This window comes from Nonomuraea sp. NPDC004354, assembly GCF_053602555.1.
On sequence record NZ_JBSGDV010000024.1, the window covers coordinates 1 to 25,915 of the forward strand.

Annotated in this window: 25 protein-coding genes; 19 read left to right on the plus strand and 6 right to left on the minus strand. The window is 69.1% G+C overall.

Going from position 1 to position 25,915, the window contains the following annotated elements:
• Window positions 1-513: SDR family NAD(P)-dependent oxidoreductase (locus ACWENQ_RS40110; RefSeq protein WP_452418953.1), on the minus strand; the 513-nt coding region annotated here is incomplete at its 3' end.
• Between the two features lie 256 nt (window positions 514-769).
• Here ACWENQ_RS40110 and ACWENQ_RS40115 point away from each other — a divergent pair.
• The 3 genes from ACWENQ_RS40115 (at window position 770) to ACWENQ_RS40125 (ending at window position 2,877) form a co-directional block, all read left to right on the plus strand.
• The gene (locus ACWENQ_RS40115) at window positions 770-1,711 is read left to right on the plus strand and encodes an RNA polymerase sigma-70 factor (RefSeq protein WP_449914801.1); all 942 of its coding nucleotides are present in this window, start codon (window positions 770-772) and stop codon (window positions 1,709-1,711) included.
• 65 nt (window positions 1,712-1,776) lie between these two features.
• Window positions 1,777-2,178: a hypothetical protein gene (locus ACWENQ_RS40120; RefSeq protein WP_449914798.1), complete on the plus strand. Its 402-nt coding sequence runs from the start codon at window positions 1,777-1,779 to the stop codon at window positions 2,176-2,178.
• A 399-nt stretch (window positions 2,179-2,577) separates the two neighbouring features.
• The gene (locus ACWENQ_RS40125; RefSeq protein ID WP_452418955.1) at window positions 2,578-2,877 is read left to right on the plus strand and encodes an aldo/keto reductase; all 300 of its coding nucleotides are present in this window, start codon (window positions 2,578-2,580) and stop codon (window positions 2,875-2,877) included.
• Window positions 2,878-3,010: 133 nt separating this feature from the next.
• Here the strand turns inward: ACWENQ_RS40125 and ACWENQ_RS40130 are convergent, their stop codons facing one another.
• The gene (locus ACWENQ_RS40130; RefSeq protein ID WP_449914793.1) at window positions 3,011-3,433 is read right to left on the minus strand and encodes a VOC family protein; all 423 of its coding nucleotides are present in this window, start codon (window positions 3,431-3,433) and stop codon (window positions 3,011-3,013) included.
• A 46-nt stretch (window positions 3,434-3,479) separates the two neighbouring features.
• Between ACWENQ_RS40130 and ACWENQ_RS40135 the strand changes: the two genes are divergently transcribed.
• Window positions 3,480-3,887 carry a MerR family transcriptional regulator gene (locus ACWENQ_RS40135; protein ID WP_452418957.1) on the plus strand — a complete coding sequence of 136 codons (408 nt, stop codon included), beginning with the start codon at window positions 3,480-3,482 and terminating at the stop codon, window positions 3,885-3,887.
• Between the two features lie 34 nt (window positions 3,888-3,921).
• Window positions 3,922-5,481 carry an MDR family MFS transporter gene (locus ACWENQ_RS40140; RefSeq protein WP_452418958.1) on the plus strand — a complete coding sequence of 520 codons (1,560 nt, stop codon included), beginning with the start codon at window positions 3,922-3,924 and terminating at the stop codon, window positions 5,479-5,481.
• A 40-nt stretch (window positions 5,482-5,521) separates the two neighbouring features.
• On the opposite strand, the gene ACWENQ_RS40145 is transcribed toward ACWENQ_RS40140, so the two are convergent.
• Complete coding sequence (locus ACWENQ_RS40145; RefSeq protein WP_452418960.1) at window positions 5,522-6,652, minus strand: histidine kinase; 1,131 nt, start codon at window positions 6,650-6,652, stop codon at window positions 5,522-5,524.
• Window positions 6,653-6,787: 135 nt separating this feature from the next.
• On the opposite strand from ACWENQ_RS40145, the gene ACWENQ_RS40150 reads away from it, so the two are divergent.
• Complete coding sequence (locus ACWENQ_RS40150; protein ID WP_452418961.1) at window positions 6,788-8,305, plus strand: alpha/beta hydrolase; 1,518 nt, start codon at window positions 6,788-6,790, stop codon at window positions 8,303-8,305.
• A gap of 124 nt (window positions 8,306-8,429) precedes the next feature.
• On the opposite strand, the gene ACWENQ_RS40155 is transcribed toward ACWENQ_RS40150, so the two are convergent.
• On the minus strand, window positions 8,430-10,334 hold the full coding sequence (locus ACWENQ_RS40155) for an amino acid transporter (RefSeq protein ID WP_452418963.1): 1,905 nt from the start codon (window positions 10,332-10,334) through the stop codon (window positions 8,430-8,432).
• Window positions 10,335-10,546: 212 nt separating this feature from the next.
• On the opposite strand from ACWENQ_RS40155, the gene ACWENQ_RS40160 reads away from it, so the two are divergent.
• Window positions 10,547-10,846, plus strand: a complete 300-nt coding sequence (locus ACWENQ_RS40160) for a hypothetical protein (protein WP_449914780.1) — start codon at window positions 10,547-10,549, stop codon at window positions 10,844-10,846.
• Between the two features lie 260 nt (window positions 10,847-11,106).
• On the opposite strand, the gene ACWENQ_RS40165 is transcribed toward ACWENQ_RS40160, so the two are convergent.
• Entirely contained in the window at window positions 11,107-12,345 is a 1,239-nt protein-coding gene (locus ACWENQ_RS40165; RefSeq protein ID WP_449914777.1) for a helix-turn-helix transcriptional regulator, read from the minus strand.
• Window positions 12,346-12,521: 176 nt separating this feature from the next.
• On the opposite strand from ACWENQ_RS40165, the gene ACWENQ_RS40170 reads away from it, so the two are divergent.
• From ACWENQ_RS40170 to ACWENQ_RS40210, 9 genes are all read left to right on the plus strand, one after another.
• A complete protein-coding gene (locus ACWENQ_RS40170) occupies window positions 12,522-12,917 on the plus strand; it encodes a hypothetical protein (RefSeq protein ID WP_452418964.1) in 396 nt (131 codons plus the stop codon).
• Window positions 12,914-13,087, plus strand: a complete 174-nt coding sequence (locus ACWENQ_RS40175; protein WP_354923354.1) for a hypothetical protein — start codon at window positions 12,914-12,916, stop codon at window positions 13,085-13,087. Before ACWENQ_RS40170 ends, ACWENQ_RS40175 begins: the two co-directional genes overlap by 4 nt.
• 541 nt (window positions 13,088-13,628) lie before the next feature.
• The gene (gene tgmA / locus ACWENQ_RS40180; RefSeq protein WP_354923351.1) at window positions 13,629-13,901 is read left to right on the plus strand and encodes a putative ATP-grasp-modified RiPP; all 273 of its coding nucleotides are present in this window, start codon (window positions 13,629-13,631) and stop codon (window positions 13,899-13,901) included.
• Window positions 13,902-13,904: 3 nt separating this feature from the next.
• A complete protein-coding gene (gene tgmB / locus ACWENQ_RS40185) occupies window positions 13,905-14,888 on the plus strand; it encodes an ATP-grasp ribosomal peptide maturase (protein ID WP_452418966.1) in 984 nt (327 codons plus the stop codon).
• Window positions 14,885-16,009 (plus strand): ATP-grasp peptide maturase system methyltransferase, encoded by a 1,125-nt coding sequence (gene tgmC, locus ACWENQ_RS40190; protein ID WP_452418968.1) that lies wholly within the window; start codon window positions 14,885-14,887, stop codon window positions 16,007-16,009. The genes tgmB and tgmC overlap by 4 nt, the downstream gene beginning before the upstream one ends.
• Before the next feature lie 814 nt (window positions 16,010-16,823).
• A complete protein-coding gene (locus ACWENQ_RS40195) occupies window positions 16,824-17,180 on the plus strand; it encodes a plasmid replication, integration and excision activator (protein WP_452418970.1) in 357 nt (118 codons plus the stop codon).
• A gap of 261 nt (window positions 17,181-17,441) precedes the next feature.
• Entirely contained in the window at window positions 17,442-19,193 is a 1,752-nt protein-coding gene (locus ACWENQ_RS40200; RefSeq protein WP_449914765.1) for an FtsK/SpoIIIE domain-containing protein, read from the plus strand.
• Window positions 19,190-19,555 (plus strand): hypothetical protein, encoded by a 366-nt coding sequence (locus ACWENQ_RS40205; protein WP_452418971.1) that lies wholly within the window; start codon window positions 19,190-19,192, stop codon window positions 19,553-19,555. Before ACWENQ_RS40200 ends, ACWENQ_RS40205 begins: the two co-directional genes overlap by 4 nt.
• Window positions 19,552-21,408, plus strand: a complete 1,857-nt coding sequence (locus ACWENQ_RS40210) for a replication initiator (protein WP_449914759.1) — start codon at window positions 19,552-19,554, stop codon at window positions 21,406-21,408. The genes ACWENQ_RS40205 and ACWENQ_RS40210 overlap by 4 nt, the downstream gene beginning before the upstream one ends.
• Before the next feature lie 397 nt (window positions 21,409-21,805).
• Here the strand turns inward: ACWENQ_RS40210 and ACWENQ_RS40215 are convergent, their stop codons facing one another.
• Window positions 21,806-23,299 carry a recombinase family protein gene (locus tag ACWENQ_RS40215; RefSeq protein ID WP_452418973.1) on the minus strand — a complete coding sequence of 498 codons (1,494 nt, stop codon included), beginning with the start codon at window positions 23,297-23,299 and terminating at the stop codon, window positions 21,806-21,808.
• A 41-nt stretch (window positions 23,300-23,340) separates the two neighbouring features.
• Between ACWENQ_RS40215 and ACWENQ_RS40220 the strand changes: the two genes are divergently transcribed.
• The 3 genes from ACWENQ_RS40220 to ACWENQ_RS40230 are packed head-to-tail and all read left to right on the plus strand — an operon-like array spanning window position 23,341 to window position 25,885.
• On the plus strand, window positions 23,341-24,132 hold the full coding sequence (locus tag ACWENQ_RS40220) for an ABC transporter ATP-binding protein (RefSeq protein WP_449916164.1): 792 nt from the start codon (window positions 23,341-23,343) through the stop codon (window positions 24,130-24,132).
• Complete coding sequence (locus ACWENQ_RS40225) at window positions 24,129-24,920, plus strand: ABC transporter permease (protein ID WP_449914754.1); 792 nt, start codon at window positions 24,129-24,131, stop codon at window positions 24,918-24,920. Before ACWENQ_RS40220 ends, ACWENQ_RS40225 begins: the two co-directional genes overlap by 4 nt.
• Entirely contained in the window at window positions 24,920-25,885 is a 966-nt protein-coding gene (locus ACWENQ_RS40230) for a PucR family transcriptional regulator (RefSeq protein ID WP_452418974.1), read from the plus strand. The genes ACWENQ_RS40225 and ACWENQ_RS40230 overlap by 1 nt, the downstream gene beginning before the upstream one ends.
• The last annotated feature ends 30 nt before the right edge of the window (window positions 25,886-25,915 follow it).

Consider the following 25,915-nt stretch of genomic DNA (forward strand, 5'->3'; position numbering starts at 1 on the left):
GATGCCGAAGTCGGCGACCTCCTGGGCGAGGGATTCGTTCAGGGCTTCCACGGCCCACTTGGAGACGTGGTAGGCGCCGCCGAGCGGCATCGCCAGGAGACCGGCGGCCGAGGACAGCTGGATGATGTGCCCCGCGCCCTGCTCGCGCAGGTAGGGCAGTGCGGCCTGGATGACCCACACCGCGCCGAACAGGTTGGTCTCCAGCTGGTCGCGCAGGTGCTGCTCGGTCAGCTCCTCGATCGCGCCCATCTGGGCGTAGCCGGCGTTGTTCACGATGACGTCGAGCCGGCCGAAGTGCTCCTTGGCCCGCTTGACGCTGTCGAAGACGGCGGCCTTGTCGGTCACGTCCAGCTCGAGCGGGAGCACCGCCTCGCCGTAGGCGGCGACCAGGTCATCGAAGCCCGCGGTGGTACGGGCGGTCGCGGCCACCTGGTCGCCACGCGACAGGGCGGCCTCGACGAAGTCGCGGCCGAGGCCGCGGGACGAACCGGTGACGAACCAGACCTTGCTCATGATGTCCTACCGTTCTCTCTGCGGTGGCGGTCGCGCGGCGGTCACCACGCGACGGGGCCAAGGCGATCACTCGTGACGTCGTGGTGCCGCGTGGATCCTCCGCGTGGCGTCCCGACGACCATGAGGCACCGGCGACCCGGACTTTGTGACAGCGCGGTCATGTGACGTATGCCACCGATCACGGGTGTCACACGGCGGTGAGGGCCGGTGTCTTGTGCGCGGAGCAAGGCGGAAAGCGAACAGGCAGGAGCCGGCAATGAACGAGCGCAGCGGGCCAACGGCGGGCCAGGTCGGGCCGCCCCCCGGTGACGGCCCGATGGACTCCGCCACCGAAGCCTTCGTCGCCCACCGCAACCTGCTGTTCACCGTCGCCTACGAAATGCTCGGCTCGGCGGCCGACGCCGAGGACATCCTGCAGGAAACCTGGCTGCGCTGGATCAAGGTCGACCTGGGACAGGTGTCCGACCAGCGCGCCTACCTCGTCCGGATCACCACCCGGCAGTCGCTCAACCGGCTACGCACCATGAAACGCCGCAAGGAGACGTACGTCGGCCCTTGGCTGCCCGAGCCGCTGCTCACCACACCGGACGTGGCCGAGGACGCCGAGCTCGCCGAGAGCGTGTCGATGGCGCTGATGCTCGTCCTGGAGAGCCTCTCGCCGACCGAGCGTGCCGTCTTCGTGCTGCGCGAGGTCTTCGACGTCAGCTACGAGGAGATCGCGGCCGCCGTCGACAAGAGCCCCGTGGCCGTCCGGCAGATCGCGCACCGCGCCCGCCGGCACGTCGATGCCCGCCGCCCCCGCGAGGCGGTCTCCCCGAGCCAGGCTCGGGCGGCCCTGGAGTCATTTCAGGCCGCGCTCGAGACCAGGGACCTGCAGGCCCTCCTTGATGTGCTCGCCCCCGAGGTCGTCCTGGTGAGCGACGGCGGCGGCATCAAGCGGGCCGCGCCGCGGCCGATCACCGGCGCCGGCAAGGTGGCCCGCTTCATCGTCGGCGGCCTCGGCAAGGCCCGGTTCACGCTCACCGGTGACCCCACCGTGGTCAACGGCAACCCGGCACTCATCATCCGCGTGGACGGCGAGCTCGACGGCGTCCTGGCGATGCGCGTCGAGGACGCCCGCATCACCGGCCTCTACTACGTCCGCAACCCGCAGAAGCTGACCCGCGTCGCCTCCGAGACCCCGCTCACCCTGCGATGAACAAACCGGACCACCGAAACACCACTCATCCACTGCCGCCCGCCAGCAAAGGGACACCACGCACCATGACCGGACAGACGACGGCAGCGCACGGCGGCCGCACCTTCCTGAAGATCGCGGTCGCCGTGCAGACCGTGAGCATCTTCTTCCAGGCGGCCACCGCCGGAATGCTGTTCGCGTCCCACGACACCGAGCTGCACCACATCGGATCACCCGTGATGTACGGCACGACGATGCTGTACCTGCTCGCCGCGGTCCTGGCCTGGCGCCCGGGTGGCGGCACACCCCGTCCCATCCTGTACGCCACCGGCTTCCTCGTCCTCGCGTCGGCGCAGGTCGCGCTGGGCATCGCGGGCATGACCTCGCTCCATGTCCCCCTGGGCGTCCTGATGTTCGGACTCAGCACCTTGACCCTTGGCCAGATGCTGTCCGCCGCCTGGCGAGACCGCTCCAGCGTCCGGTCGTAGCCGCCGCCGACCCCCCGGGTCGTGCCCCCACGCCCCTCGACCCCACCACCGGCCAACCGCGTGGCGAACCCGCGGCCCTCGGTCTTGACGTGGTCGATCTCGGCCAGGCGGGCCAGGTGGGCGAGCACCAGCCCTATGGCCGGAGTCTTCTTGGCGTAGCCGACCCGCGGAACGCGCCGGCCCGGCCCCACTTGGCGCCCGGCTCACGCATCCGCGCGTTGAGGACGGAGTGGTGGCCGCCGCGGACGTAGCCGCGGCGGCCGATCTGCCAGGCGCGGTCTTGGAGGATGTTCTCTCTCCGGCTCAGCTCCCGCTCCTGAAGCCGTCGAAGAGAACGTCCAGCGTTCGTGCGCGCAGGCGGATACTCGGATGGGCCGGCTGCCGGCCTCCCCTTCGCCCATGGCCAGGGATTGGGCCGACGGCCTGCTCAACGCGAGCAACCTCGTGATCGCCGACCACGTCGTGCGGGCCGCCGCCGATCTGGGCATGTCACCGGCCGCTGTGGCTCTGGCATGGGTACGGCAGCGGCCGGGCGTCACCTCCGTCATCATCGGACCCCGCACCCTCGACCAGTTCCGCGGCTACCTCGCCGGCCTGGCCCTCGACCTCCCCTCGGAAGTCCTCGGCCACCTCGACGACATCTCGCGATCCGGCGGCCCCGCGGCCGTCAACGGCATGAACACCCGGCGTACCAGTTAGGGTCTTGCGCACGCTTCCGCGGGCCACACTCGATCGCGCTTGGCAACCGGTCCCGGTGGGATTTCTGATCAGGGGGCGAGGATGCCGATGCCGTCCCCCGAGCAGCTTCAGCCCGAGGACGGTGAACAGGACGTCAGGCGCGGCGGGCGGTGAGCTGGAGCACGTAGCCGTCGGGGTCGGTGACGAAGGCGGTGGGCAGGCCGTTCTCGTCGGGGAACTGCATGAGCAGCGTGCCGCCGCCGCCGTGGATCTGGTCGATCAGCGTCTGGAGCGTCGCGGCGTCGGCGACGTCGAAGCCGATGTGGTCCACGCCCCCGGAGTCGCCCGCGGTCCGGGTCTTGCCGGTGGCGCGGTCGAGGTCACCGCCGGCCTGTTGCAGCGCGAGCTGGTCACCGGTACCGGGAGTGGTGAGGAAGGTGATCTCCGGGGTGACGCCGCCGATCTCCATGCCGAGGCTGCCGGTGTAGAAGCGGACCGAGCGGTCGACGTCGGCGACGACCAGGTTGACGTGGTTGAGGCCCAGGGTGCGGACGCGGTCGCGCGTTTTGTTCGTCATGCGACATATGCTGCAACTTCAAGTGCGCTTCAAGTCAAGGAGGATCATGGACGAGGGCCTGCTGGACATCGCCGAGGTCGCCAAGCGCTCGGGACTGGCGCCTTCAGCGCTGCGCTTCTACGAGCAGAAGGGCCTCATCGGCGCGACCGGCCGCAATGGGCTGCGCCGTACGTATGACCCGGCGACGGTGGACCGCCTGGCGCTGGTCACCTCCGCGCGCAACGCCGGGTTCACCCTCACGGAGATCGCCGAGCTCTTCGCCGCCAAACCGGCCGACAGCGCGCTGCGCGCACGCCTCCAGGCCAAGGCGGCCGACCTGGAGGAGCGCATCGCCCAGCTCGCCCTCATGCGCGACAGCCTTCTGCATGCCTCCGTCTGCCTGCACGACCCGCTGGTCGACTGCCCGGACTTCCAGCGCTTCGTCCGCTCCGCCCGCCCGCAGCCGCCCGCTTGACTTCAAGCACGCTTCAAGTCGCAGGGTGGTCGGCATGACGAAGACCAACCTCGTACCCCGCAACGGGTTCGCCATGGCGGGTCTGGCCCTGGGCATGCTGCTGAGCACCCTCGACCAGACCATCGTCGCCACCGCTCTGCCCGCCATCGCCCATGATCTGGGCAGCCTGTCGGCCAGCGCATGGGTGGTCAGCGCCTACCTGCTGACCACCACCGCCACCGCTCCGCTGTACGGCAAGCTCGGCGACATGTACGGCCGGCGGCGTATGGCGCTGATCGCCATGAGCGTGTTCATCGTCTCCTCCATCCTGGCCGGACTGGCCCCCGACATGGGGACGCTCATCGCGCTGCGCGCCGTCCAGGGACTGGGCGGCGGCGGCCTGGTCGGGCTGGGCAGCGCCGGCATCGCCGACCTCGTCCCGCTGCACGAACGCGGCAAGGCGCTCAGCTACAGCGGGGCCGTGTTCGCCGCCGGCAGCATCGGCGGCCCGCTGCTGGGCGGACTGTTCACCGACTACCTCGACTGGCGCTGGGTGTTCTATATCAACGTGCCGATCGGCCTGATCGCGCTGCTGCTCGTCGCGCGGTTCTTCACCGTCGCCCACACCCCGGTCCGCGGGCGTGTCGACCTGCTCGGCGCGGCCCTGCTGGTCGGCGCGGTCACCTGCGTCATGCTCGTCACCGTCTGGGGCGGACGCGACCATGCGTGGTACTCCGCGCAGACCCTCGGCCTGCTGGCGGCTGCCGTCGTCCTGCTGGTCGCCTTCACCGCCGTGCAGCGCCGCGCGGCCAACCCCGTGCTCCCCCTCGGCCTGTTCCGCGCCCGCGCCTTCGCCGTCGCCGTTCCCGCCTCGCTGGTACTGGGCATGCTGCTGCTTGGCGCGGTGGTCTTCCTGCCGCAGTACTTCCAGGCCGTGCGCGGCATGAACGCCTCACTGTCCGGGCTGGCGCTGACCCCGCTCATGCTCGGGGTCGTCGTCACGATGACCGCCGTCGGCCGCCGGGTGTCGGCCACTGGCCGCTACCGCGCCTTCCCCGTCGCAGGCGCCGTGCTCGCGCTGGCCGGGTTCGCCGCGCTCACCCAGCTCGACGCCCGCACCCCCGCGTGGCTGATGGCGCTGGAGATGCTGGTGCTCGGTGCCGGCATCGGCTGCGCGATCCAGCTCCTGGTCCTCATCATGCAGAACTCCGCCGAGCCGCGGTCCCTCGGCGTCGCCTCCGCGGCCGCGATGTTCTTCCGCTCCATGGGCGGCGCGCTCGGCACCGCCCTGTTCGGCACCATCCTGGTGCGCCGGCTGACCTACGAGCTGCAGCAACAGGCGCCTGCGCTTCCTGGATCAGCCGAGGAGATCGCGCGCCAGGCAATGTCCGAGGGGGCCGCGCTGCCGCCCGCCGTTCACACGACCGTCTCCCAGGCCGTCGCCGACTCGATCCACGTCGTCTACCTGTGGGCCCTGCCCTTCGCCGGGCTGTTCTTGATCCTCGCGCTCGCGCTGCCCTCGGTGCCACTGTGGACGGTGGACTTCCTGCGCAAGGTCAGGCAGGACCACGAAGCACAGCTCGCCACCACCGCGCCCCGGGCCGCGACCGACTGAGCATTCAGCATCACGGAAGAGGGGACGTCGTCCTCCGCGATCACGGCCCGCACGGCACCTGGACGGCGAGCGTGGTGGGGCCGCCCGGCGGGCTGTCGAGGCGGACCGCGCCGTCCAGGGCGGCGACCCGCCGGCGTATCCCGGGGATCCCGGTGCCGCGCGCCTCGTCGGCGCCGCCCCTTCCGTCGTCGGTGACCTCGATGGACAGCACGTCGTCGGCGCGCTCGATCCTGAGAGCCGCCCGCGTGGCGGCGGCGTGCTTGGTCACGTTCGTCAGCGCCTCGGCGATCACGTAGTAGGCCACCGCCTCGACGGCCGCCGGGAGCGCGCCCAGATCGGCGAGCTCGACGTGGACCGGCACGCTCGACCGGGTAGCCAGCGCCGTCAGCGCCCCCTCGAGCCCGCGGTCGGCGAGGATCGGCGGGTAGATCGTCTGGAGCACCGTCCGGAGCTCGACCATCGCCTCCTCCGCCGTCTCGTGCGCCCGCTGGAGCAGCGCCGCGACCGTGTCCGGGTCGTCGGCGAGTGACTCCCTGGCCATGCCCAGCTGCATGGCGATGGCCACCAGGCGCGCCTGCGTCCCGTCGTGCAGATCGCGTTCGATCCGCTGGAGCTCCGCGCCGTGGGCGTCGACCACGCCGACCCGGCTCCTGGTCAGCACGTCGACCCGCTCGGTGAGCCGCTCGCGGGCCGACGGCGCGAGCACCGCCAGGCACAGCCGCGCGTGGAGGCGCGCCAGTGTCGGGAGCACCCACCAGGCCGCCGCACCGAGGACGGCGATCTGAACCGAGCCCCCGACCAGCGCGGTCTGCCAATCGCCCACATGGACATCGAAGAACGACAACAGGGTGGGACGCGCGTCGGCGGGAAACGCCCACCACAATGTCGACGCCACCGCGGCGACCAGGATGTTGCCCAGGCATATCAGGGCGGCCAGCCCGAGCGGGAACCCGACGGCGACGTGCGCGAGCGCCCAGGCGAGATCCCGCCGCCCGCCCGGCCGTCCGTCGGCCGGAACGCCGAGCAGCCTGCCGGCCCGCTGACGGTGCCAGTCCGCCCAGCCCCGCGCCGCCGGCGGCGCGAGCAGTACCGGCAACGCGAGCGCCGTGACCACGGCCGTGGCCAACGTGCCCAGCAGGTAGAGCGAGCCGGAGAACGCACGGTCACGCATGCGCACCTCCTCACGACGCCGTACGGCGATCATTATCCGTCACCGGCCTCCGCCGGGCACTACAGCGGGCTGTACCAGCGCGCGTGCGGCCAGCGGTATCGTGCCGGACGTCCAGCCGAAATAGCGTCCCTGACCATGAAACCGACATGTGCGCGGATCCGCAGACGCCTGGTCCCGGTCCTCGCCCTGATCGCCCTGTCCGCCGCCGTCGCGCCCCCGGCCAGAGCCGACGGCGGCCCGCTCCCACCGCTCGACTGGACGCACTGCGCCCAGGGCTCCGACGACGCCGTCGGCAGGGAACTCGACCGGGCAGGCGCACGGTGCGCGGAGCTCACCGTCCCGCTCGACCACTCCAGGCCCGGTGGCCGCACCATCAAACTCGCGCTGTCCCGCCTCCCCGCCACCGACCGCGCCCATCGCATCGGCACCATGGTCCTCAACAGCGGTGGCCCCGGCGAGAGCACGCTGGGCATGCCGCTGCGGACGCGCGCGGCCATGAAGGACGTCGCCGCCCGTTACGACCTCGTCGGCCTGGACCCGCGCTTCGTCGGGCGCAGCACGCCGCTCGACTGCGGCTGGCCCATCGGCCTGTGGCTCCGCTCGGCCGGTCCGACCCGCGCCCGGTTCGATCAGCAGGTGGCGGTGCAGCACGACCTGGCCGAGCGCTGCGCCCGGCGCCACGCCGACGTGCTCCCGTACGCCAACACGCGCGACACGGCTCGCGACATCGACCTCGTACGCCGCGTCCTCGGGGAGCGCCGGATCTCCTTCCTCGGCTACTCCTACGGCAGCTACCTGGGCGCGGTCTACACCCAGATGTTCCCCGGCCGCACCGACCGCGTGGTCCTGGACAGCGCGGGCGACCCGAACACGTGGGGCCCCAGGGCGACGCAGGGCACCGAAGACGAGGCGGAACGCGCGCTGCGCGGCTGGGCCGCCTGGGCTGCCAGACGTCACGGCACCTATGGCCTCGGCGCCACCCCCGCCCGCGTGCTCGCCACCGTGAACGCTGTCGTCGCCGCCGCGCAGGACCGCCCGCTGCGCGTCGGACCGTACGAGGTGGACGACCAGGCGGTCCCGTACATCCTCTCCATCGGCTCCGGCGACGACCGCCCCGCGGCCCGCGCGGAGTTCACCTCCACCGTTCGGACCCTGAACGAGGCCGCGCACGGCCGCCCGGCCGACCCCGGCCCCGAACTCGCCGGATTCCTCACGTTCGTCCTGACCAGCGCCGGCTCCCCGCTCGCCGGCCCGGCCGCCGCGATCATCTGCGGAGACCGCGCCGCGCCGCGCGACCCCGACGTCTACTGGAACGACGTCCAGCGCAGCCGTGCGCGCCATCCCCTCTTCGGCCCCCTCAAGAACAACATCTGGCCCTGCGCCTTCTGGCCGAACCACCCGCGCGAGCGTCTCACCCACGTCGCCAACCCCACGCCCGCGCTGATCGTGTCCGCCACCGGCGACACCGCCACCACCTACGAGGGCAGCAAGGCCATGCACCGGGCGCTGACCGGCTCCCGCCTGCTCACCCTGCGCGGCACGACCGCCCACGGGATCTACGGTGAATACGGCAACGCCTGCGTGGACGCCAAGGTCAACGCCTACCTGGCCACCGGCACCCTCCCCGCCGCCGACCCGATCTGCCATCCCTGACCCGCCCCCAGGCCGCGACACCCCCAACGCGGCCTCACGCATTGAGGACGTCTTCACCGGAACGCCAACGCGGCATGCCCCAGCGACCTCCACCCGGTAGCGAGGACTTCGACGGGAATCCTCGCTAGCCGACGTGGACGTGAGGGCGCCGTTCGATGTCCGGCTCGGCCTTGCGCAGCACCTCGCGAGTCAGCGGAGGCACGTCCCCGCCGCCGAAGACCAGGTAGCGCAGCATGCCCACGACCGGGTTGCCCTCGGCCCAGTGGAAGTAGATGTGCGGCACACCGCGGGTGCGATCACGCAGGTACAGCAGCAGCGCGGCCAGCGTGTTGGGCACGGTCGAGCTCTCGATCCGCAGGATCTGGTGGCCGTAGCGTTCCTCGCCCTTGACGTGCAGCTCGGTCTCGAACTCCGAGGCGTCGGGCACGGTGACCTCCACGAACAGGACCGGCTCCGAACTGCGCAGCCGGTGGTTCAGCCAGGTCTCGCGCAGCTTGTCGTTGTACTCTCTCTGGTCGCGTTTGTGGGGTTCGTTGGCGATCACGTGGATGTCACCGCAGGCCTCGTTGACGAACTGCTCGGCCAGCGGATCCAGGTGTACATCGGTGACGCGCAGCTCGGTTGAGCGGGTGGCTCGGGAGATCAGCGAGGTGATGATGATCGCGGCGATGAAGAACGAGGCGATCTTGACACCGTCGGGCCGTTCGAACACATTGTCAACCAGTGTGTAGGCGAGCACGCCTGTGATCAGCCCGAAACCCGCACGGGCCGACCGCTGGCCGAGCTTGTGCGCCGACAGCGTCACCGCCGCCGCGGCCGACAGCATGAGCACCAGCACGCCGGTGGCGTACGCGCCGCCCTGAGCCTCCACGCTGGCGTCGAAGATGATCGTGATGGCGAACGCGATCGCGGAGAAGATGAGGACGAGGGGGCGTACCGCGCCGGTCCACTCCGGCGCCATGCCGTACCTGGGCAGATAGCGCGGCACCAGGTTGATCAGCCCGGCCATCGCCGAGGCGCCGGCGAACCACAGGATGGCGATGGTGCTGACGTCGTAGGCGGTGCCGAACCAGTCGCCGAGGAAACCGTGGGCGAGATAGGCGAGCGCGCGTCCGTTGGCCTTGCCGCCCGGCTGGAACTCCGCGGCGGGGATCAGCACGGTGGTGACGAAGCTGCTCAGGATCAGGAAGACGCTCATGATCAACGCGGCCGTGGTGAGCAACCGTTTGGTGCCCTTGATCCGCTGCTGGATGTCGCCCTTGACCACGGGCATCACCGCGACGCCGGTCTCGAAGCCGGACATGCCCAGCGCGAGCTTCGGCATCACCAGCAGCGACAGGCCGATCATGGCCAGGGGGCTGCTGTAGCCGGCGTTCAGCAGGTTCTGCCAGCTCACCACGACGTCCGGGTTGTCCAGCACATGCAGGATCGCCACGGTCACGACGACCGCGTTGAGCCCTAGATAGACGAAGACCAGCAGGACGGCGATGCCGATCGCCTCGGTGAACCCCATGAGGAACACCCCGCCGAGCAGGGCCAGGAGGAAGAGCGTGACCGGCACACGCTGGCCCTCAAGCCAGTGCGGCGCGAACGGGTTCTCCAGGATGTGCGCGGTCGCGTCGGCGGCTGACAGCGTCATCGTGATGACGAAGTCGGTGGCCGCGAAGCCGAGCAGGGCGAGTACGAACAGCTTGCCCCACCACTGGGGGGCGAGCTTTTCCAGCATCGCGATCGAGCCCTGCCCGTAGGGGCTCTCCTCGGCCACCCGCCGGTAGACCGGCAGCGCCCCCAGCAGAGTCAGGCCGACCAGGAACAGCGTGGCCAGCGGCGCCAGCAGTCCGGCCGCCAGGGCGGCGATGCCGGGCTGGTAGCCCAGCGTGGAGAAATAGTCCACGCCGGTCAGGCACATCACCCGCCACCAGGGATGCTTGGCGTGCGGGCCGTGCTCGATCTGCTTGCGATCGGTCTGCAGACCCTCGAGCAGCCACGTCCGTAGCGGAGTTCCCGGTGGGGAGGCGGGTTGCCTCATCCTGACCATTTTCGGCACCCGATACATCGCTCTCAGCTGACGAATGCACACTACTTGTCGCTTCGTGCCTGTTTGTCGTGCTGAGGTGTCAAGAACGCGTCAATGGCCGAATTCGCATCGTCACGCAGAGTGACAATTCGAGGGTCTTAGGTCAGGAGCTTGGTCGAGCAGCCGACGGCGCCGGCAGTCGCACATCAAGAAGACGTCAGGCCGTGAAGGTCTCGATCGGGACGCGGGTTGCCGGCCGACGCCGCGTCGGCCGCCTCCAGGAGGCGGCAGTATTGCCGGGAAACGGAAACGAAGGCTTCGCGAGCCTGCCGGAGTACTCACATGACGCCGGGCGCCGCGCACGGGACCATTCCGTCATGACTGCAGTGGTGGAGGCCGAAGGGCTGACCAAGTACTACGGCGAACGCCGCGGTCTCGAGGACCTGACGCTCGACATCCGGCCCGGCGAGGTCTTCGGCTACCTGGGGCCCAACGGCGCGGGCAAGCCGGATATCGGATTGTGACACTTTGATGAGTCTGCCCATAGGGTCCGTCTTGCCCGGTGATACGCCTACGTGAGGGCGTTGACGAATCGTTGCGGTGGCGCTGACCTCATGGGGCAAGATCTCAAAAGGGGGGCATCACAATGGTTCCTTGATGGGGAGGGGCAGCGCCCCTGCCCCCGGTTTCCCCTCCCCGCCCCCCTTTTGCGATCTTGGAGGGGTCCCCATGAGGTTGGCTCCGAAACGATTCGGCAACACCCGTCAACGTGCATCCTTGGCTGTTAGGCGAGGAGTTGCTTCGGCCCGCACACTTCCCGGTATGCCTCACGAAGGTCTTCAGCCTCGGGGAGTTGGCGGGCCTCGATCTCTCTGATCACCTCTCGTGCTCGCCAATAGTTGGAAGGCACTAGTAGGCCGCTCGTCACAGCAGTGAGCGTTACCTCGCCTGCTTCGTCCGGTTGATCGGCGGCGAGGAGGGCCAAAGCCAGGTCAAGGCGCGCGGATACCGCTCTTCGGGGGCGTGCTGGCCCATCAACGGGAGTCTCCAGCCGCGCGAGAACTTGCCGGGCATAGCTTTCGGCAGCAGGATCTCCGAGCCAAGACAGCGTGGTGGCGATGTACGCTTCGCTTTTGGCGGGGTCGTAGCGGTAGTGGTGTTCGGGGTTATCGGGCATCGATAGCGGGGAGACCAGCCGTGCAACACGGTCGAGGGCGTCTCGTGTCTCGGGGCCAGCACCAAGGCGCGCCCACACGCGGCCTTCTTGAGCGGTTGCCTGGATGTAGGCCGAGCCAGTACGTGGAGCGATGGCCTGCGCGCCTTGCGACAGCGTCAAGGCACGACGGTAGTCCCCTGTGGTTACCGCTTGCCATGCCTGGGTTTCCAGGCACCAAGCCGAGATCTCCGGATGCTCAGCGTGTTCCGCCATCAGCATGGCTGTCTTGAGGCGGGCTGTTGCCGCTTGGAACTGCCGGAGATCGACATGGCAGGTGGAGGCGAGCAGCGAGAGCCAGCCCCCGACGACAAGGAGGCGGCGATGCTCAGCCAGTGTCTTCTTGGCATCGAAGAGCTGTGAGACATATGCCAGGTGTCGCCTAGTCCGGGTGAGTAGCACTTCAGGCGGCGTACGCGGGTATGCCATCGCGAGTTCATCCACGACGAGTTCAAGGCGTTCGAGCGTCGCGTCCCCTACGTCGCTGGCGGCTACGCGACGGGCCAGTTCCAACGAGTCGATCTCGTCGTCAAGGTGGCTACCGTCGGGCTGCGTTTGGGCGTCCTCGTCGCCGAACAGTTCTTCTTCGTCCAAGCCGAACACCCGGCAGCAGAGAAGCGGGTAGGGGTCCTTTGGATGGTGCTTGCCCGCTTCCCAGTCTTTGATCAGCCGGGTGATCGATTCCCGAGACGGAAGACGTGTGCTCTGGTTGGCGGCATCCGCTAGGTGTTTGGCCATGTCCCGTTGAGTCCACTCCCTCTTGCGTCGTTCAGCGCGTAGCCGACTGGCCCAGCTTGGAACATCGCTCATCGCGTGCACCTCGGGGGACGTGTGGGGGATGGCTTGTCTCCCCTAGTCTCCCTCACTCGCACTGTTGGTGGGGGGACTGACGGGGATGAGATGGAGGGCGACGCCAAAACATGGCGGGACCCGCAGGCGCTGACACGCCGTACGGGTCCCTGAACCGCACACTGGAGGTGCGATCTATGGCACAGCGTACGGCCATTCCGGCACGAGCCAATACCAGTCCCGGCAAACCTCCCGCCGCCCGGCCGGCCTACCTTCTGCAACGGGACCTGGGGGACTTCGGCATCCTCTCGGACGTGCACGTCGGCACCGGGGTCGCGCTGCTGTCTGTGTGGGTGGACCTGGTGGTCTGGGTCGAGTGCGGCTCGGAGGGGTGGCGCTTTCGCTGGTGGAGCGGCCGTGTCTCGTCTCGTAACCGGTACGTCTGGGCCTTCTGCCCGGCCGACGCACACCACACGGCGGCACGACGCATCGCCCATCGGTACCAGCAACTCCTGACAGGTCACCGGCTCTCGGAAACTATCGCCGATCTCGCCGCGACCGCCGAGACGCCCGGAAGCGGGGTGGCGCGGTGACCGGGGAGATCCCGTTCGTGCCCGGCTGTCAGGCGGCTCCTGCTGCTCCGTCGCGGGAGGTCACCGAGGAGGACCGGATGATGGCACGCCGCGTCGCGGCTGATGCGCGGCAGAGGTTGCGGCTGGTGCTGGAGCGGCTGCGCGCCGATCGGCTGGGTGCCCAGTCGTGATCACGCGGGCGAGATTACGCGCGCTGCTCGATCGGTGGAGGCTGGCGTTCGATGGGCCGCCTCCGCTGGTGGTGGGGTTCGTCATGAACGAGTTGGTTCAGCATGCGGCGCGGGTGGTCGGCTCGACCCCGGTACGGCGGGTCTGGCGGGGGGCTGCTCTATGCGGCCGGTCGGTGCTGGTCCTCCGGGCTCCCGAGATCGGGTGGCAGAGCTGGCGGCCGAACGGGCTCGCGTGCGGCGAGTGCTTGTTCCGGTCGGCGTGGGTGACATCAGCGGAGGTACCGGTGGCGGGGCCGGACGACTCCTCATAGGAGCTGGGTGGGGTGGTGCGGGTGGCTGGCTCCTGGCGCGGGAGCGGACGCCGCATCACCTCGCCCTCAAACGGGTGCGGCAGCGTGGTCGATCTTCCGATCCTCCAGGGTGGGCCGGAAATTGCCGATCCCACGCTGCCGTGCTCACCTCTTCTCTACTTACAAGTACGCCGTTCTCTCTTCCTTTCCATGGCCACATGATTCTCCGTTCACAACAGAAGGGCTCATCAATGAACAAGGCGACCACTCTTCTCCGTCAGCCCTGGGGCTTGGGGCGTGCCACCGAACGCCTTCCCGAAGCGGCACTTCCCTACACAACAACCAGCCTCGACCCGGCGAGTCAGCTCACGGTCTTCTACGACGGCCGGGGCGGAATCGTCGATATGGGGAAGGGTTCGACCAACAGGGCGTACGCGACGATTACCAAGTCCCGGACCGGAGACGGCTCCCAGAACGCCCCGAACGTGGCCGACGACTCCAATAACGACGTCGAAAGGGACTGATTCGTGCGGTCCACCAAGGACGCCATAGTGGTGATCACTTCACCCGAGGACGTCACCGCCAATCTGGTGATCGCCTCCCTCAACGAACGCGGGGCCTGCGTCGCTCGCGTAGACCCGGCCGACGTCGGGTCTGGCCTGACGTTCGACGCCCGCCTGGGAGGCGAGCGTGCAAGCTGGTCCGGACGCCTGCGCACAACAAGCCGGGACATCGCGCTGGAAGAGGTGCGGGCGGTCTACTACCGTCGCCCGTCGCCTTGGCGATTCGAGGCACTGGAGGCGCAAGCACGCGAATTCGCCATCACCGAAGCCCGACACGGCTTGCACGGCCTGATCACCAACCTGCCGAACTGCCGCTACGTCAACCACCCCGCCAATATCAGCAGAAGCGATTACAAACCAGCGCAATTGCAGCTCGCGGCACAGCTCGGGTTCGCCATTCCCGAGACGCTGATAACCAATGACCTGGAGGCGGCCAAAGAGTTCGCGAAAGAACACGACCCGATCGTGTACAAGTCGTTTCGCGGCATCCCGCACAAAATAGAAGGCAAGGTCGCGACCATCTGGACACAAAGGGTGGACTCCGCCGACCTCGACGAGTCCATCGCTGTGACGGCCCACATGTTTCAGGCAGAGGTCCCCAAACACAGCGATGCCAGGGTGACCGTCGTCGGCTCTCACGTCTTCGCCAGCCAGATCACCAGCCCAGAGGGCATGCTTGACTGGCGGAGCGGCGACTGGGACACGCTCGCGCATACTCCTATCCGGGTACCCTCGTCGGTCGTAGCGCGCCTGCGCGCTTACCTCGACAGCTTCGGCCTGGCCTTCGGCTGCTTCGACTTCGCCCTAGAAGAAACCGCAGGAGGCGTTGAGCCGTATCGGTGGGTCTTCATCGAGTGCAACCCGAACGGCCAATGGGGCTGGCTTCCCGATGCCGAGGCGATAGCCGACGCCTTCGCTCACACCCTCCTGGAGGGATACACCGTATGAACCTGGCAGCCGAACTGCGTCACCAACTGGCCGACAAGGTCGGCTCGGTGGCCTGGCACCCGGCCGTGGAGGCGGTTCCTCGCGAACTCTTCCTCGGCCAAGCGGTCTACCGGCTTGAACCGGAGCGCGGGTGGGTCCCGGTACGCAAAGAGGAGATGACCCCCGAACAGTGGCTCACGCTGGCCTACACCGACGAGACGTGGGTCACCCAGATCGACGGGGTGATGGCGGAGGACGCCACCGGGCCGGTCGTCATCCTGCGGCCCACTTCATCGTCCACCTTCCCTGGGCTGGTTGTGCGGATGCTGGAAGCCGCCGGGATCCGGGAGGGCGACAGGGTTCTAGAGATCGGGACGGGCACCGGATACTCAACCGCGCTGATGTGTCACCGGCTGGGCCAAGAGGCGGTGACCTCCATCGAATACGATCCGGTGATCGCGGCCAGAGCCAAGGACGCCATCACGGCGGCCGGATATGCGCCAACACTCATCCAAGGCGACGGGCTTCTCGGCTACTACGCCAACGCCCCCTACGATCGGCTGATCGCGACGTGCTCAGTTCGCACGATCCCACCGGTATGGGTGAAACAGGTCCGCTCGGGCGGAACGATCACCGCGCCCATGATGGGGTGGACGGGCGGGGCGGCCTTCGCACATCTACACGTGGAGGACGATGGCTGCGCGAGCGGTCACTTCCTGAACGACGACGTCTACTTCATGACGGCCCGTCCGCACCTGCCGCCGTCACGCCCGACTCTGGAACTGGGCTTGGGAAGCGCCAGTGGCAGCACGCTCGACCCGGCCGTACTCAAGAACGACACCGCGTTGTTCGTGGCTCAGCTCGCCGTGCCCCATGCACAACACGGGTGGGCGGAAGACATCCTGACGCTGCACGACGTCAGCACCGGATCTCAGGCAGACGTCCGGCCGTCCCCGACCGGTGGATGGGTGGTCCACCAACATGGACCGGTACGCCTGTGGGACGAGGTAGCCAAAGCCATCACGATCTGGCAGGAGGCAGGTCGGCCACATCAGTCCGGCTTCGGCCTCACCGTGACCCAGAACGAACAACGGGTCTGGCTCGGTGCCCCTGATGGGCCAAGCTGGAGGTTGCCCGCATAGCCAATGCAGGCAACCCGGCCCCCTCTTCGACAATTCGAGGAGGGGGGCCTTACACGTCCAAGACCCACGGACTTGGGCTCGGGATCGTCTCTTCCGGGCACGGCCCACGGCGCTTCGGACCCGTAGCGGTGTGGAGCGTGGGGGCCGGCGACATGACCGCAGGTCACCCGGAGGGCGAACGAAGTGAGTGTGGCCGGCGCGCACGCGGCGGAGAGATGATCATGAACGGTCCCGCGGCTCCTCCTAGTTGATCTTGCCGGGTCTCGGAGGTCATGCGGTGCCTGGCGGTTGCGGGCGGCCTGGCCGCTCCCGGCCGGGACCGGCCCCCAGGCCGCATGCCCGGCCGGGGAGGGCGGCCGGTTGGGCCGCCCGCGCGGGCCGCCCTTGGGCGGTCCGCCTTGATTTCTATGAGAACAATTCGGCAATGCGGACTGGGCGACATGCGATCTTGAGAGTCTCCGGCTGTGCGCTTTGTCCTGCAACCCGATGATTGCGGCGGGTGCGCTGATAGAAAAGAGTGCGTGATCACCCACTCCGGAATGATCATCTCGTGGCGGGGTGTCATCCTTCTAGCGCAGACAGGCTCCCCGCCACGGTCATCCGGATAGGTCTTTTTCGGATCGGCTGGAATAAGCCTTGAGAAAGCCGCGAATTTCGTGGAAATAATCGCAGGGTCCGGGAACTTTGGCGGTGGCTCGTTCGTTCTCTATAGGCCAGACCAATCGACCGGAGGAGGTGGTGTCACTTGCTACAGGGGCCGATACCGGTTCCACACGAGCTAGTGTTCCCCCACGGATGTTACGTGGTCGGGGACGTGAGTCCAGTACTCGATTTCGAGGCGAGCACGCCGAGTAAGCCGGTCCCGGCTCGGGACAAGCTCACTAATGAGCTGATGTGGCAGGTCCCGGTCATGGACGGGGACCCCTCGGTGAAAGCGTCCGCTAAGTCGGTCGCTGTGAAGATTCTTTCGCCGGTTGCTCCGGTGATTCCGGAAGCTCCGGCGGCGTTGGCCGCGTTGGGGCTGGCGCTGGTGCCGGTGGAGTTCGAGGGGTTGATGGTGACCCCGTACGTGAACGCCTCCAACCGGTTGGCGTATTCGTTCAAGGCGCGGGGCCTGCGAGCGGCGGTCAGCCCGTCGAAGGCTTCGGGCGCTAAGGCCGCTACGTCGTAGCGGGCGGATTGCTCGCCTTGCCGGTGGGGCGCGGGCGGGTGAAAGTGGTCGCGATCCCGTGTTGAGGGAGACGCGTATTTGATGGCGCGGTAGAGCCGCGTCGAGGAAGCCCGGCAGGGTAGGCCGCGCTGGTCGCGGTGAGGCCCCTTGGGGGCCGGGCATCGGGGCGCGCAAGAGGACCCGGACACACACAGATTCAGCCGTGATGCGGCGTCGTCGGCATCCGCTCTATGCGGGGCGGGTGTCGGCGGTGCTGCGGCTGTGGGCGCGCGCTATCCGCATACACACAGATCACTTTTGACGAGGTCGGCGACCGCAAGAGCGGTCGTCGCGGTTCGTCGTCTTCGTCGTCCCTTCCTGCCGTGCGGCGGGCCGGGGTCGGCGTGGGCGGCCTGGTCAAAGGAGGTGGTGCCCCAAGTGTTGCGCAAACTTCCCGGTGCAGAGGTAGACAACATCGTCGCGACCCGGCCGGAGACGTCGGTGGTGTGGCGGCCGACCGTGGTCAAGACCCCGGCGATCGTGGTCATCGTCGTCTGGCTGTGGCGGCTGATCTCCGGAACGATCAAGACTCTAGTCCGTCACCCGGTCGCCTGCGCGGTGACCGGGTCGGCCGGAGCGCTGTGGTATCTGGCGGGCTGGCGCGCTCTGGTCGCCGCCTACGTGACCTTCGGGCTCGGTAGTGCCTGCTGGGCGCTGGCCGATGCGGCGAGCTACGGCCGGTGGGTCGGCTGGCCGCTGGTGAGCTGGGCACGCTGGATGTGGGTGTACCGGCGTCGCTGGCGGGCGGTGCTGGTCGGGGCCGGGCTGGGCGGCTCGTTCTGGGGCCGCGCCTACGTGCCCGACGTGCGGCGGGTGCGGTCCACGAGGCTGGCCGACCGGGTCACGGTCAAGATGCTGGCGGGTCAGTCGGATGAGTTGTGGGCGGATCGTTCGCCCAATCTCGCGCACGGGTTCGGCGCGGTCTCCTGCCGGGTGTCGGTGATCCGGCCGGGGTGGCTGCTGCTGTCCTTCCCTCGGGCTGATCTGCTGGCGGTCACGATCACGGCGCGGCCGATCCCGCGTCGGCCGGTGGTCGGGGCGGTGGAGATCGGTCTGGATGAGGAGGGGCGGCCGTTCCGGCTGAAGATTCACGGCACGCATGTGCTGGTCGCGGGGGCGACCGGGGCTGGGAAGGGGTCGTGGCTGTGGTCGGTTGTGCGGGCGCTGCTGCCCGCGCAGGAGGCGGGGCTGGTGCAGCTGTGGGGGCTGGACCCCAAGCTGATGGAGCTGTCGTTCGGCCAACAGCTCTTCACCCGCTATGCCGCGACCCCCGAGCAGTGCGCCGAACTGCTGGAGCTGGCCGTGACCTGGATGCAGGAGCGGGCCGGGCGGTATGCGGGTGTGCAGCGAAGCCACACCCCCACCACAGATGACCCGTTCGTGCTGGTGATCGTGGATGAGGTGGCGTTCCTGACCGCCTACCAGGCCGACCGGCAGTTGAAGGCGCGCATCCTGGCGGCGCTGTCCACGCTGACCACGCAGGGCCGGGCGGCCGGGTTCGCGGTCATGGCGCTGCTGCAAGATCCGCGAAAGGACGTGCTGGCGATCCGCAACCTGTTCCCGGACCGGGTGGCGCTCAGGCTGGACGAGCCGGAGCAGGTGGACATGGTCCTCGGTGACGGCGCGCGGGATCGGGGCGCGCTGGCCGATCAGATCCCGCGTGACCCGGATGACCCGGCGGTGGGGGCCGGGATCGGTTACGTGCGACTGGAGAACAGCCCCGACCCGGTGCGGGTGCGGGCGGCCTACGTCAGCGACGGCGATATCAGGCAGATGGTGGCGCGCTACTGCGTGCCCATGGACAAGCGAGGAGGCCGTGATGACGACGGTGATGGCGAGGAAGACGGCGGCTGCGGTGGCGGCCAACCAGACGGGACAGACGGCGGCACGGGCGAAGAAGGCGGCGAGATGGACGGCGGCAAGCGGAACGGTCGGCGCAAGGCGGGCGACGAGGAAGGGGGTGGTGCCCTATGACGATCTGGGTGGCCCTGGATGGGCTTCGGTGCGCGCTGTGCGGCACTGAGGGGAGCCTGTGGCAGGACGAGGTCCGGCTGATCGTGGAGTGCCGGGAGTGCGGGCACCGGGCGATGGTCGGGCGGGAGTACGACTTCGGGGACGCGGTCGAGGAGGTGGCCGCGCGGCTGGGCGGTGACGGCGACTGGCCGTACGGCGAGGACCTGGACCGCGTCTGCCTGCGGGCGGCGTTCCGGGAGGAGTTCGGTGAGGACCTGGACGAGGACCTGACCGACGAGCGGTACGGCGTCTGGGGCGCCTGGGAGGCAGACGAGCACGACACCGGGCGGGACAGCGGCGCCGATGCTTGGGGGGCCGCTTGAGCGATAGCGGGTACGACGGGGCGCGGGCTGGCGCGCGAGCGGGGGCACTGGGGGCGCTGGCTGAGGCGGGACTGCTGGAGCTGGAGACGGCCCGGCAGGTCGCGATCGATGCCGGGGTGTGTATCCGGCCGCTGGCCTTCCGGGTGACCGATCGGCATAGCGAGGCTGATCGGGTGGTGAACGTGGCGTGCGGGGCCAGGCTGGAGAGCAAGTGTCCGCCGTGCGCCAAGCGGATGCGGCAGTTGCGGGCGGCGCAGTGCCGGGAGGGCTGGCACCTGGAGGCCGAACCGGAGATCGAGCCTGCGGCGGGCTCGGACCGGAACGGCACGTCAGAGGGAGCAAGCGGCGAGACGGCGGGCGATGCGGCGATCGTGCCCGCTCGTGAGGTGGACGAGGATGAACGGGCTTGGCTGCGTCAGTTCCGGGACGAGCTTCACGGGCTGCGCGATGCCGCGATGGCGGCAGGCCGGGCGGAGGAGGCGGGCGACTGGGCGGCGGCGCTGGCCGGGCATGAGGCGGAGATGCGCGCCTTGGGCGTCTGGCCGGACGGCGGTGACGCGTCGGGGGAGGCGCAGGCCGCAAGCGGCGACGGGACAGCGGGGGCTGTCTCGTCTCGGCGGGTGCGCTCCACACGGCGGCGGCAGGACGCTCCGGCCTTACCCAAGCGGGTGATGCGGGCGACCACGCTGGGCCGGACGTTCACCGGGCGGGACGGCAAGGTGTTTCGGCCGTCGCTGTTCGTGACGTTGACGCTGCCGTCCTACGGCCGGGTCAAGGACGGCGCGCCGGTCGATCCGGACGGCTACGACTATCAGCGGGCGGCGCGTGATGCGCTGCACTTCGCCAAGCTGGTGGATCGGCTGGTGCAGAACCTGCGGCGGGTGGCCGGGTTCGAGGTGCAGTACTTCGCGAGTGTGGAGCCGCAGCGGCGGCTGGCTCCGCATCTGCACATGGCGATCAGGGGCACGATCCCGCGTGCTGAGCTGCGGCGGGTCATCGCGGCCACCTACCACCAGGTGTGGTGGCCGCCGACCGGGGTGGTCGTCTTCGAGGGTGATCACCTGCCGGTGTGGCGGGAAGAGGTGGGCTACCTCGATCCGGCCACGGGTGAGGTGCTGCCCACGTGGGAGGAGGCGTTAGACGCCCTGGGGGCCGACCCGGACGCCACACCGCTGCACCTGATCCGCTTCGGCGAGCAGGCTGACATTCAAGGCGTGCTGGCCGGGACACCGGATGCGGACATGCGGGTCCGCTATCTCACCAAGTACCTGACCAAGAGCCTGGGGAATCCGCTCAACGAGGACCCGGGAGAAGGGGCGGACGGCAAGCGGGCGGTACGGGCTCGGCGGGCTCATGCGCGGCGGCTGCTGGAGGTGCTGCGGTGGGAGCCGTGTTCGCCTGGGTGCGCGAACTGGCTGCGTTTCGGGGTGCAGCCGAAGAACGCGCGTGCGGGGATGGTGCCGGGGTTGTGCCGGGGCAAGGCGCATCGGGCGGCCTATCTCGGCTATGCCGGGCGGCGGGTGCTGGTCTCGCGCAAGTGGACGGGCAAGACGCTGGGCGGCTATCAGCGGGCGCGGCGGGCCTGGGTGCTGGAGGCGCTCGGCATCGCCGATCAGGAGGGGAGCGATCCGGGCCGGTATGTGTGGCAGCAGCTCAAGCCGGATGACCCGCGTCTGGGGTCGCTGGCGGTGCGGTTGCTGCGGATGGTCGCCGAGCGGCAACGCGGCCGGGAGCTGATCGCGCAAGCGGGCACGGCAGAGGAAGGGGGTCATTCTTTCGGCAACGGCGGGGCGCGTGGGCCAAGCCCGCACCGGGGTGAGGCTGCGACACAGCTCGGTCAGGGGTCGGCGTGAGGGCCGCCATCGGGAAGGCGTGCCGTAGGCGCCGCTTCGGGGTTCGGTTCTTCTCCCCTGTGATCATCGGCCGGCCGCGATCCGGAGGTCAGCCACCGCTGCCCGAGGGCGGGTGGGCGGGATGGCCAGAGGAGGTGGCACGCCACGGCGGCTGAGGCGGTCAGCGGGCAGGGGCAGGCAAGGGCGGATGAGGGTTCGGGGCTCGTGCAGGAGCGGGAGCCGGAGGACAAGACTGATCTTGTTGCGTGCGCTCGGGCGCTGGTCGCGCGTTGGCCCCGGCTGACGCAAGATCAGCGGGACCGGTTGGCGCTGGTGCTGAGAAGCGGGGATTAGGGTGATCACTGGGGTGCCCCTGCCGTCTAGGACTCGGCGGGGGCACACCCGTGAGCAGAGACGGCTATTCCTGCGGGGCCGGGGTGATCGGGTCGATGATCACGCGGTCGGTGATGTGCGGGCGCTTGCCCCGGCCGGTCGGCTTCAAGGTCACGGTCATGATCGCCTTGATCACCTCGCGGCGGGCGCTGACCCCCAACCCCTTCCACACCTTACGGGCCGCGTGCTCGGTATCGACCCCGACGAAGGGTGCCAGCGGGGAGGCGTCGGCGACATCGTCAAGGGCGCGCTCGATCTCCTCGATCCTGAGCTTGGCGCGCTTGAGCCCGGCCAGATACTCGGGCCGCTCGATCAGCATCGCCGAGTAGTCCTCGGTCAACTGGATCTTGCGCTGACGCAGGGCGATCAACTCCGTGCGCAGAGCCGTCACGTCCACCCCGCTCGTCGGCGGGATGACCAGGTCGGCGGCGTCCCTGGCCAAGATCGTGATAGCCACCGTTTCCACCCACTCATCCAGCTCGGCTTGCGGGCAGGTGGCGTGTCCCTTGCCGCCGCTCTGGCATCGATACACCGGCCGGTCGGCCCTGTCGCCCGCGCTGTGTACGCGGGTGGTCTCACCGCAGGGGCATCGGTAGGTGCCGCTACCCAACCAGCGGGCGGCCGGTCCGGGCGTGGTCGTGCGGGCTGGATCATTCAGCTTGGCAGTGATCGTCCAAAACGCGTCCTCGCTGATGATCGCATCCCACGGGGCGCGAGCAACCACGTCTTCGGGCGCATACCGCTTACGTCCCTCGCCGGGCTTGTGCACCATGAGGGCGGCATTGCGGGGCCGCAGCAGCACATCACGAACGGTGGTGGCGCGCCAGGGCAACCCGTTGGCGCTGGGAATGCCTCGCTCGCGAAGATCACACGCGATGCTCTTACAGCTCGGTCCCTTCGGCTTGCCGAAGTTCGGCAACAGCACCAGATTGGACATCTTCACGATCTCTGCGGCTTCCTCCGGCCGGACGGTGACCCCGTCCGCCTCGAACCCATAGGGGCGGGGACCGCCGCCGAACTGCCCCGCCTCGGCCTGACGCAGACGCGCACGGCTCACCCGTCGCGCGGTGTCCTTGCTCGCCTTGTTGGACATCGCGCACATGACACGCGCCATGGTGATACCCGCGTCGCTGGTCAACTGGCAGGAGCCGGTCAGGCTCTCGCACGTCACCGCGAACTTGGACTCCTCGACCACGTCAATCAGGTCTTCGAGATCGCGCGGCTGGCGAGCCAGACGGTCAAGATCCAACACCACGAGCACGTCAATCTGACGCGCGGCCAGCAATTCCAGCGCGCGACGGAACTTGGGCCGCACGGTGCGCAGCTCGGTTCGCCCGTTCGGAAGCCTGATCTTGCGGCGCTTGAACGCGCTGGTGTCGTTCTCCACCAACACGTGTTCCTCGGCCAGCCTCCACCCGCGCCGGGCGACGAATGCCCGCATGTCCTTGACCTGGTCGTCCACGCCTTTGGTGTCGTCGGCGTCGCTGATCCTGGCGAGGATGCCCGCTCGCTTGGTCATGTCCGCTCCTCCCTCTGTTGCGTGATCGCTGATCTCATTCTATCGCGAAGAACTGTCAAAACTCTTGGTCGGGCAAGACCACGACGATCAGGCTGCTGCTCGACGTGATCAGGCCGACCAGAGGGTCGGTGCGGGTGCTGGGCGCGGACTCCCGCGAGCACGGGGTCCGGAGCCGGATCGGCTACCTGCCCGGCGAGCTGGTGTTGGAGGGGCGGGAGAAGGCCCGTGACTACCTGCGCTTCCTGGGCAGGATCCGGGGCGGCGTGCCGAGCGCGCGCATCGAGGAGCTGGCCGAACGGCTGGACGCCGACCTGTCGGTGCAGATGCGCAAGCTCTCCAAGGGCAACAAGCAGAAGGTCGGGCTGGTCCAGGCGTTCATGCACGAACCGGAGTTCCTCATCCTGGACGAGCCGACCAGCGGGCTGGACCCGTTACTGCAGCGGGAGTTCCTGGCCATGGTGCGCGAGGTGCGCAGGTCCGGCCGGACCGTGCTGATGTCCTCCCACGTGCTGGCCGAGGTCGAGCAGGTCTCCGACCGGGTCGGCATCGTGCGCGAGGGCCGCCTGGTGGCCGTGGAGGACGTGGCCGCGCTGCGGGAGAAGGCGGTGCGGCGCGTGGAGTTCCACTTCGACGCGCCGGTGCCGCCCGAGGCGTTCGCCGCCCTGCCGGGCGTACGAGACCTGAAGGTCGAGGGCGCGGCGCTGTCGTGCACGATCGACGGCCGCCCCGACGCGCTGATCAAGGCGGCCGCCCGGTTCACCGTGGTGCACATGGTCAGCGCGGAGCCGGACCTCGAAGAGATCTTCCTGACCTACTACAGCGAGGTGTCGTGATCACCAAGACGCTCGGGGAGTACCGCCGGGCACTGATCGGCTGGACCGTCGGCATCAGCCTCTTCCTGACGATGTACATCAGCATCTACGACAGCATGCGCGAAGATCCCGAGACCCTCAGCAAACAGGCGCTGGCCAAGGCCCCTGGAGCGCTCAGGGACATCCTGGGCGGAATGGAGGACATCGCCACCGCGACCGGCTACCTGCAGACGGTCGTCTACCAGCTGCTCGTCCCGCTCATGTTCATCGTCTGCGCGATGATCCTGGGCAACCGGGCGATCGCGCAGCCTGAGGAGTCCGGCACGCTGGAGCTGACCGTCACACTGCCCATCGACCGCAAGCGGCTGGTGCTCGACCGCTTCGTCGGACTGCTGATCGCCCTGCTCACGATCACCGCGATCACCTTCCTGGTCGTCGTCGGCGTCGCCCGGTCCATCGACCTCGGCGTAGGGGTCGACCGGATCCTCGCCGCGCACACCGGCGTGTTCCTCCTCGCCCTGTTCTTCGGCGCGCTCACGTTGACCGTGGGCGCGATGACCGGACGCAAGGCGCTGGCCATGACGGTGGTCGGCGTGTGGGGAGTCGCCGGCTACATGGTCATCACCGTCGGCAGGAACGTCGATGCCATCTCCTGGCTCAAGTGGGTCTCGCCGTTCCACTACTACGCCGAGGGCAGGCCGCTCTACCAGGGCTTCCCGCTGGGTGATTATCTTGTGCTGGCGGGAGCGGCGGCCGTACTGGCGCTCACCGCGGTTCTCGCCTTCGACAGGCGCGACGTAGGAGTCTGATGGAGGACCCGCTCCCACGGCTGCTCGCCGAGCACGCCGCGACGGGACGGCTGCCCGGCCGCGCGACGCTCGAGGAGTGTCGCGCGGCCGGCGAGCGCGCCGCCGAACAGGGCGTCCCGCTGCGGGTGCTGATCGACGAGGCGTTGCGTGCTGTTGAAGGCACGGCCGCGCTGCGCAGGGCGGTCGCGGCCCTGATGGAAGGGTACGAGGGCGCGCAGCTGGCCGCCTGGCGCAGCGAGGAGCTGGCCCGGCGGGAGTTCGTCGACGACCTGCTCCAGGGCAGGGCGGAACGGCTGGCCGAGCGGGCGGAGCGCTTCGGGCTCCGGCTGGCCGAGTCGTACACGGTGGCGGTCGCCCGCGGCATGTCGGACGGCGACCCGGATCGCATCGAGCGCGACCTGATCGCCAGGTTCGGTTCGCACAACGTGCTGGTGGCCGTGCGTGACGGGCTGTTGGTGTGCGTGGTCCCCGCGACGCTTCCCGCGGCGGTGGGAGAGTTCTCCCACCACGTGCGGGCCCGGTTCGCCGACGGCTGGCGGCTCGGGGTGGGCCGTCCGAAGCGTGGGCCCGGCGGGGTGGTCGCGTCCTTTCGCGAGGCGGCGGGAGCACTGGAACTGGCCGACAAGCTGGGCATCCGCGCGCAGGTGGTGAGGGCCGCCGACCTGCTCGTCTTCCCGGTGCTGCTACGCGACCGGGCGGCGATCGAGGATCTGGTGACCAGCGTGCTCAGCCCTCTGCTGCAGGCGCGCGGGGGCCATGAGCCGCTGCTGGAGACGTTGGAGGCGATCTTCGCCGCGCACGGCAACCAGGCGGCGGCCGCGCGCCGGCTGGGCATCAGCACCAGGACCGTCACCTACCGGCTGGAACGCATCCGCCGCCTGACCGGCTTCTCACCTGACGAGCCCACCCAGCGCTTCACCCTGGAAACCGCCGTGCTCGGCGCCCGCCTCCTGGAATGGCCCTAGGGAGTGGCGCGGGCCGGCCTTCCGCTTCGA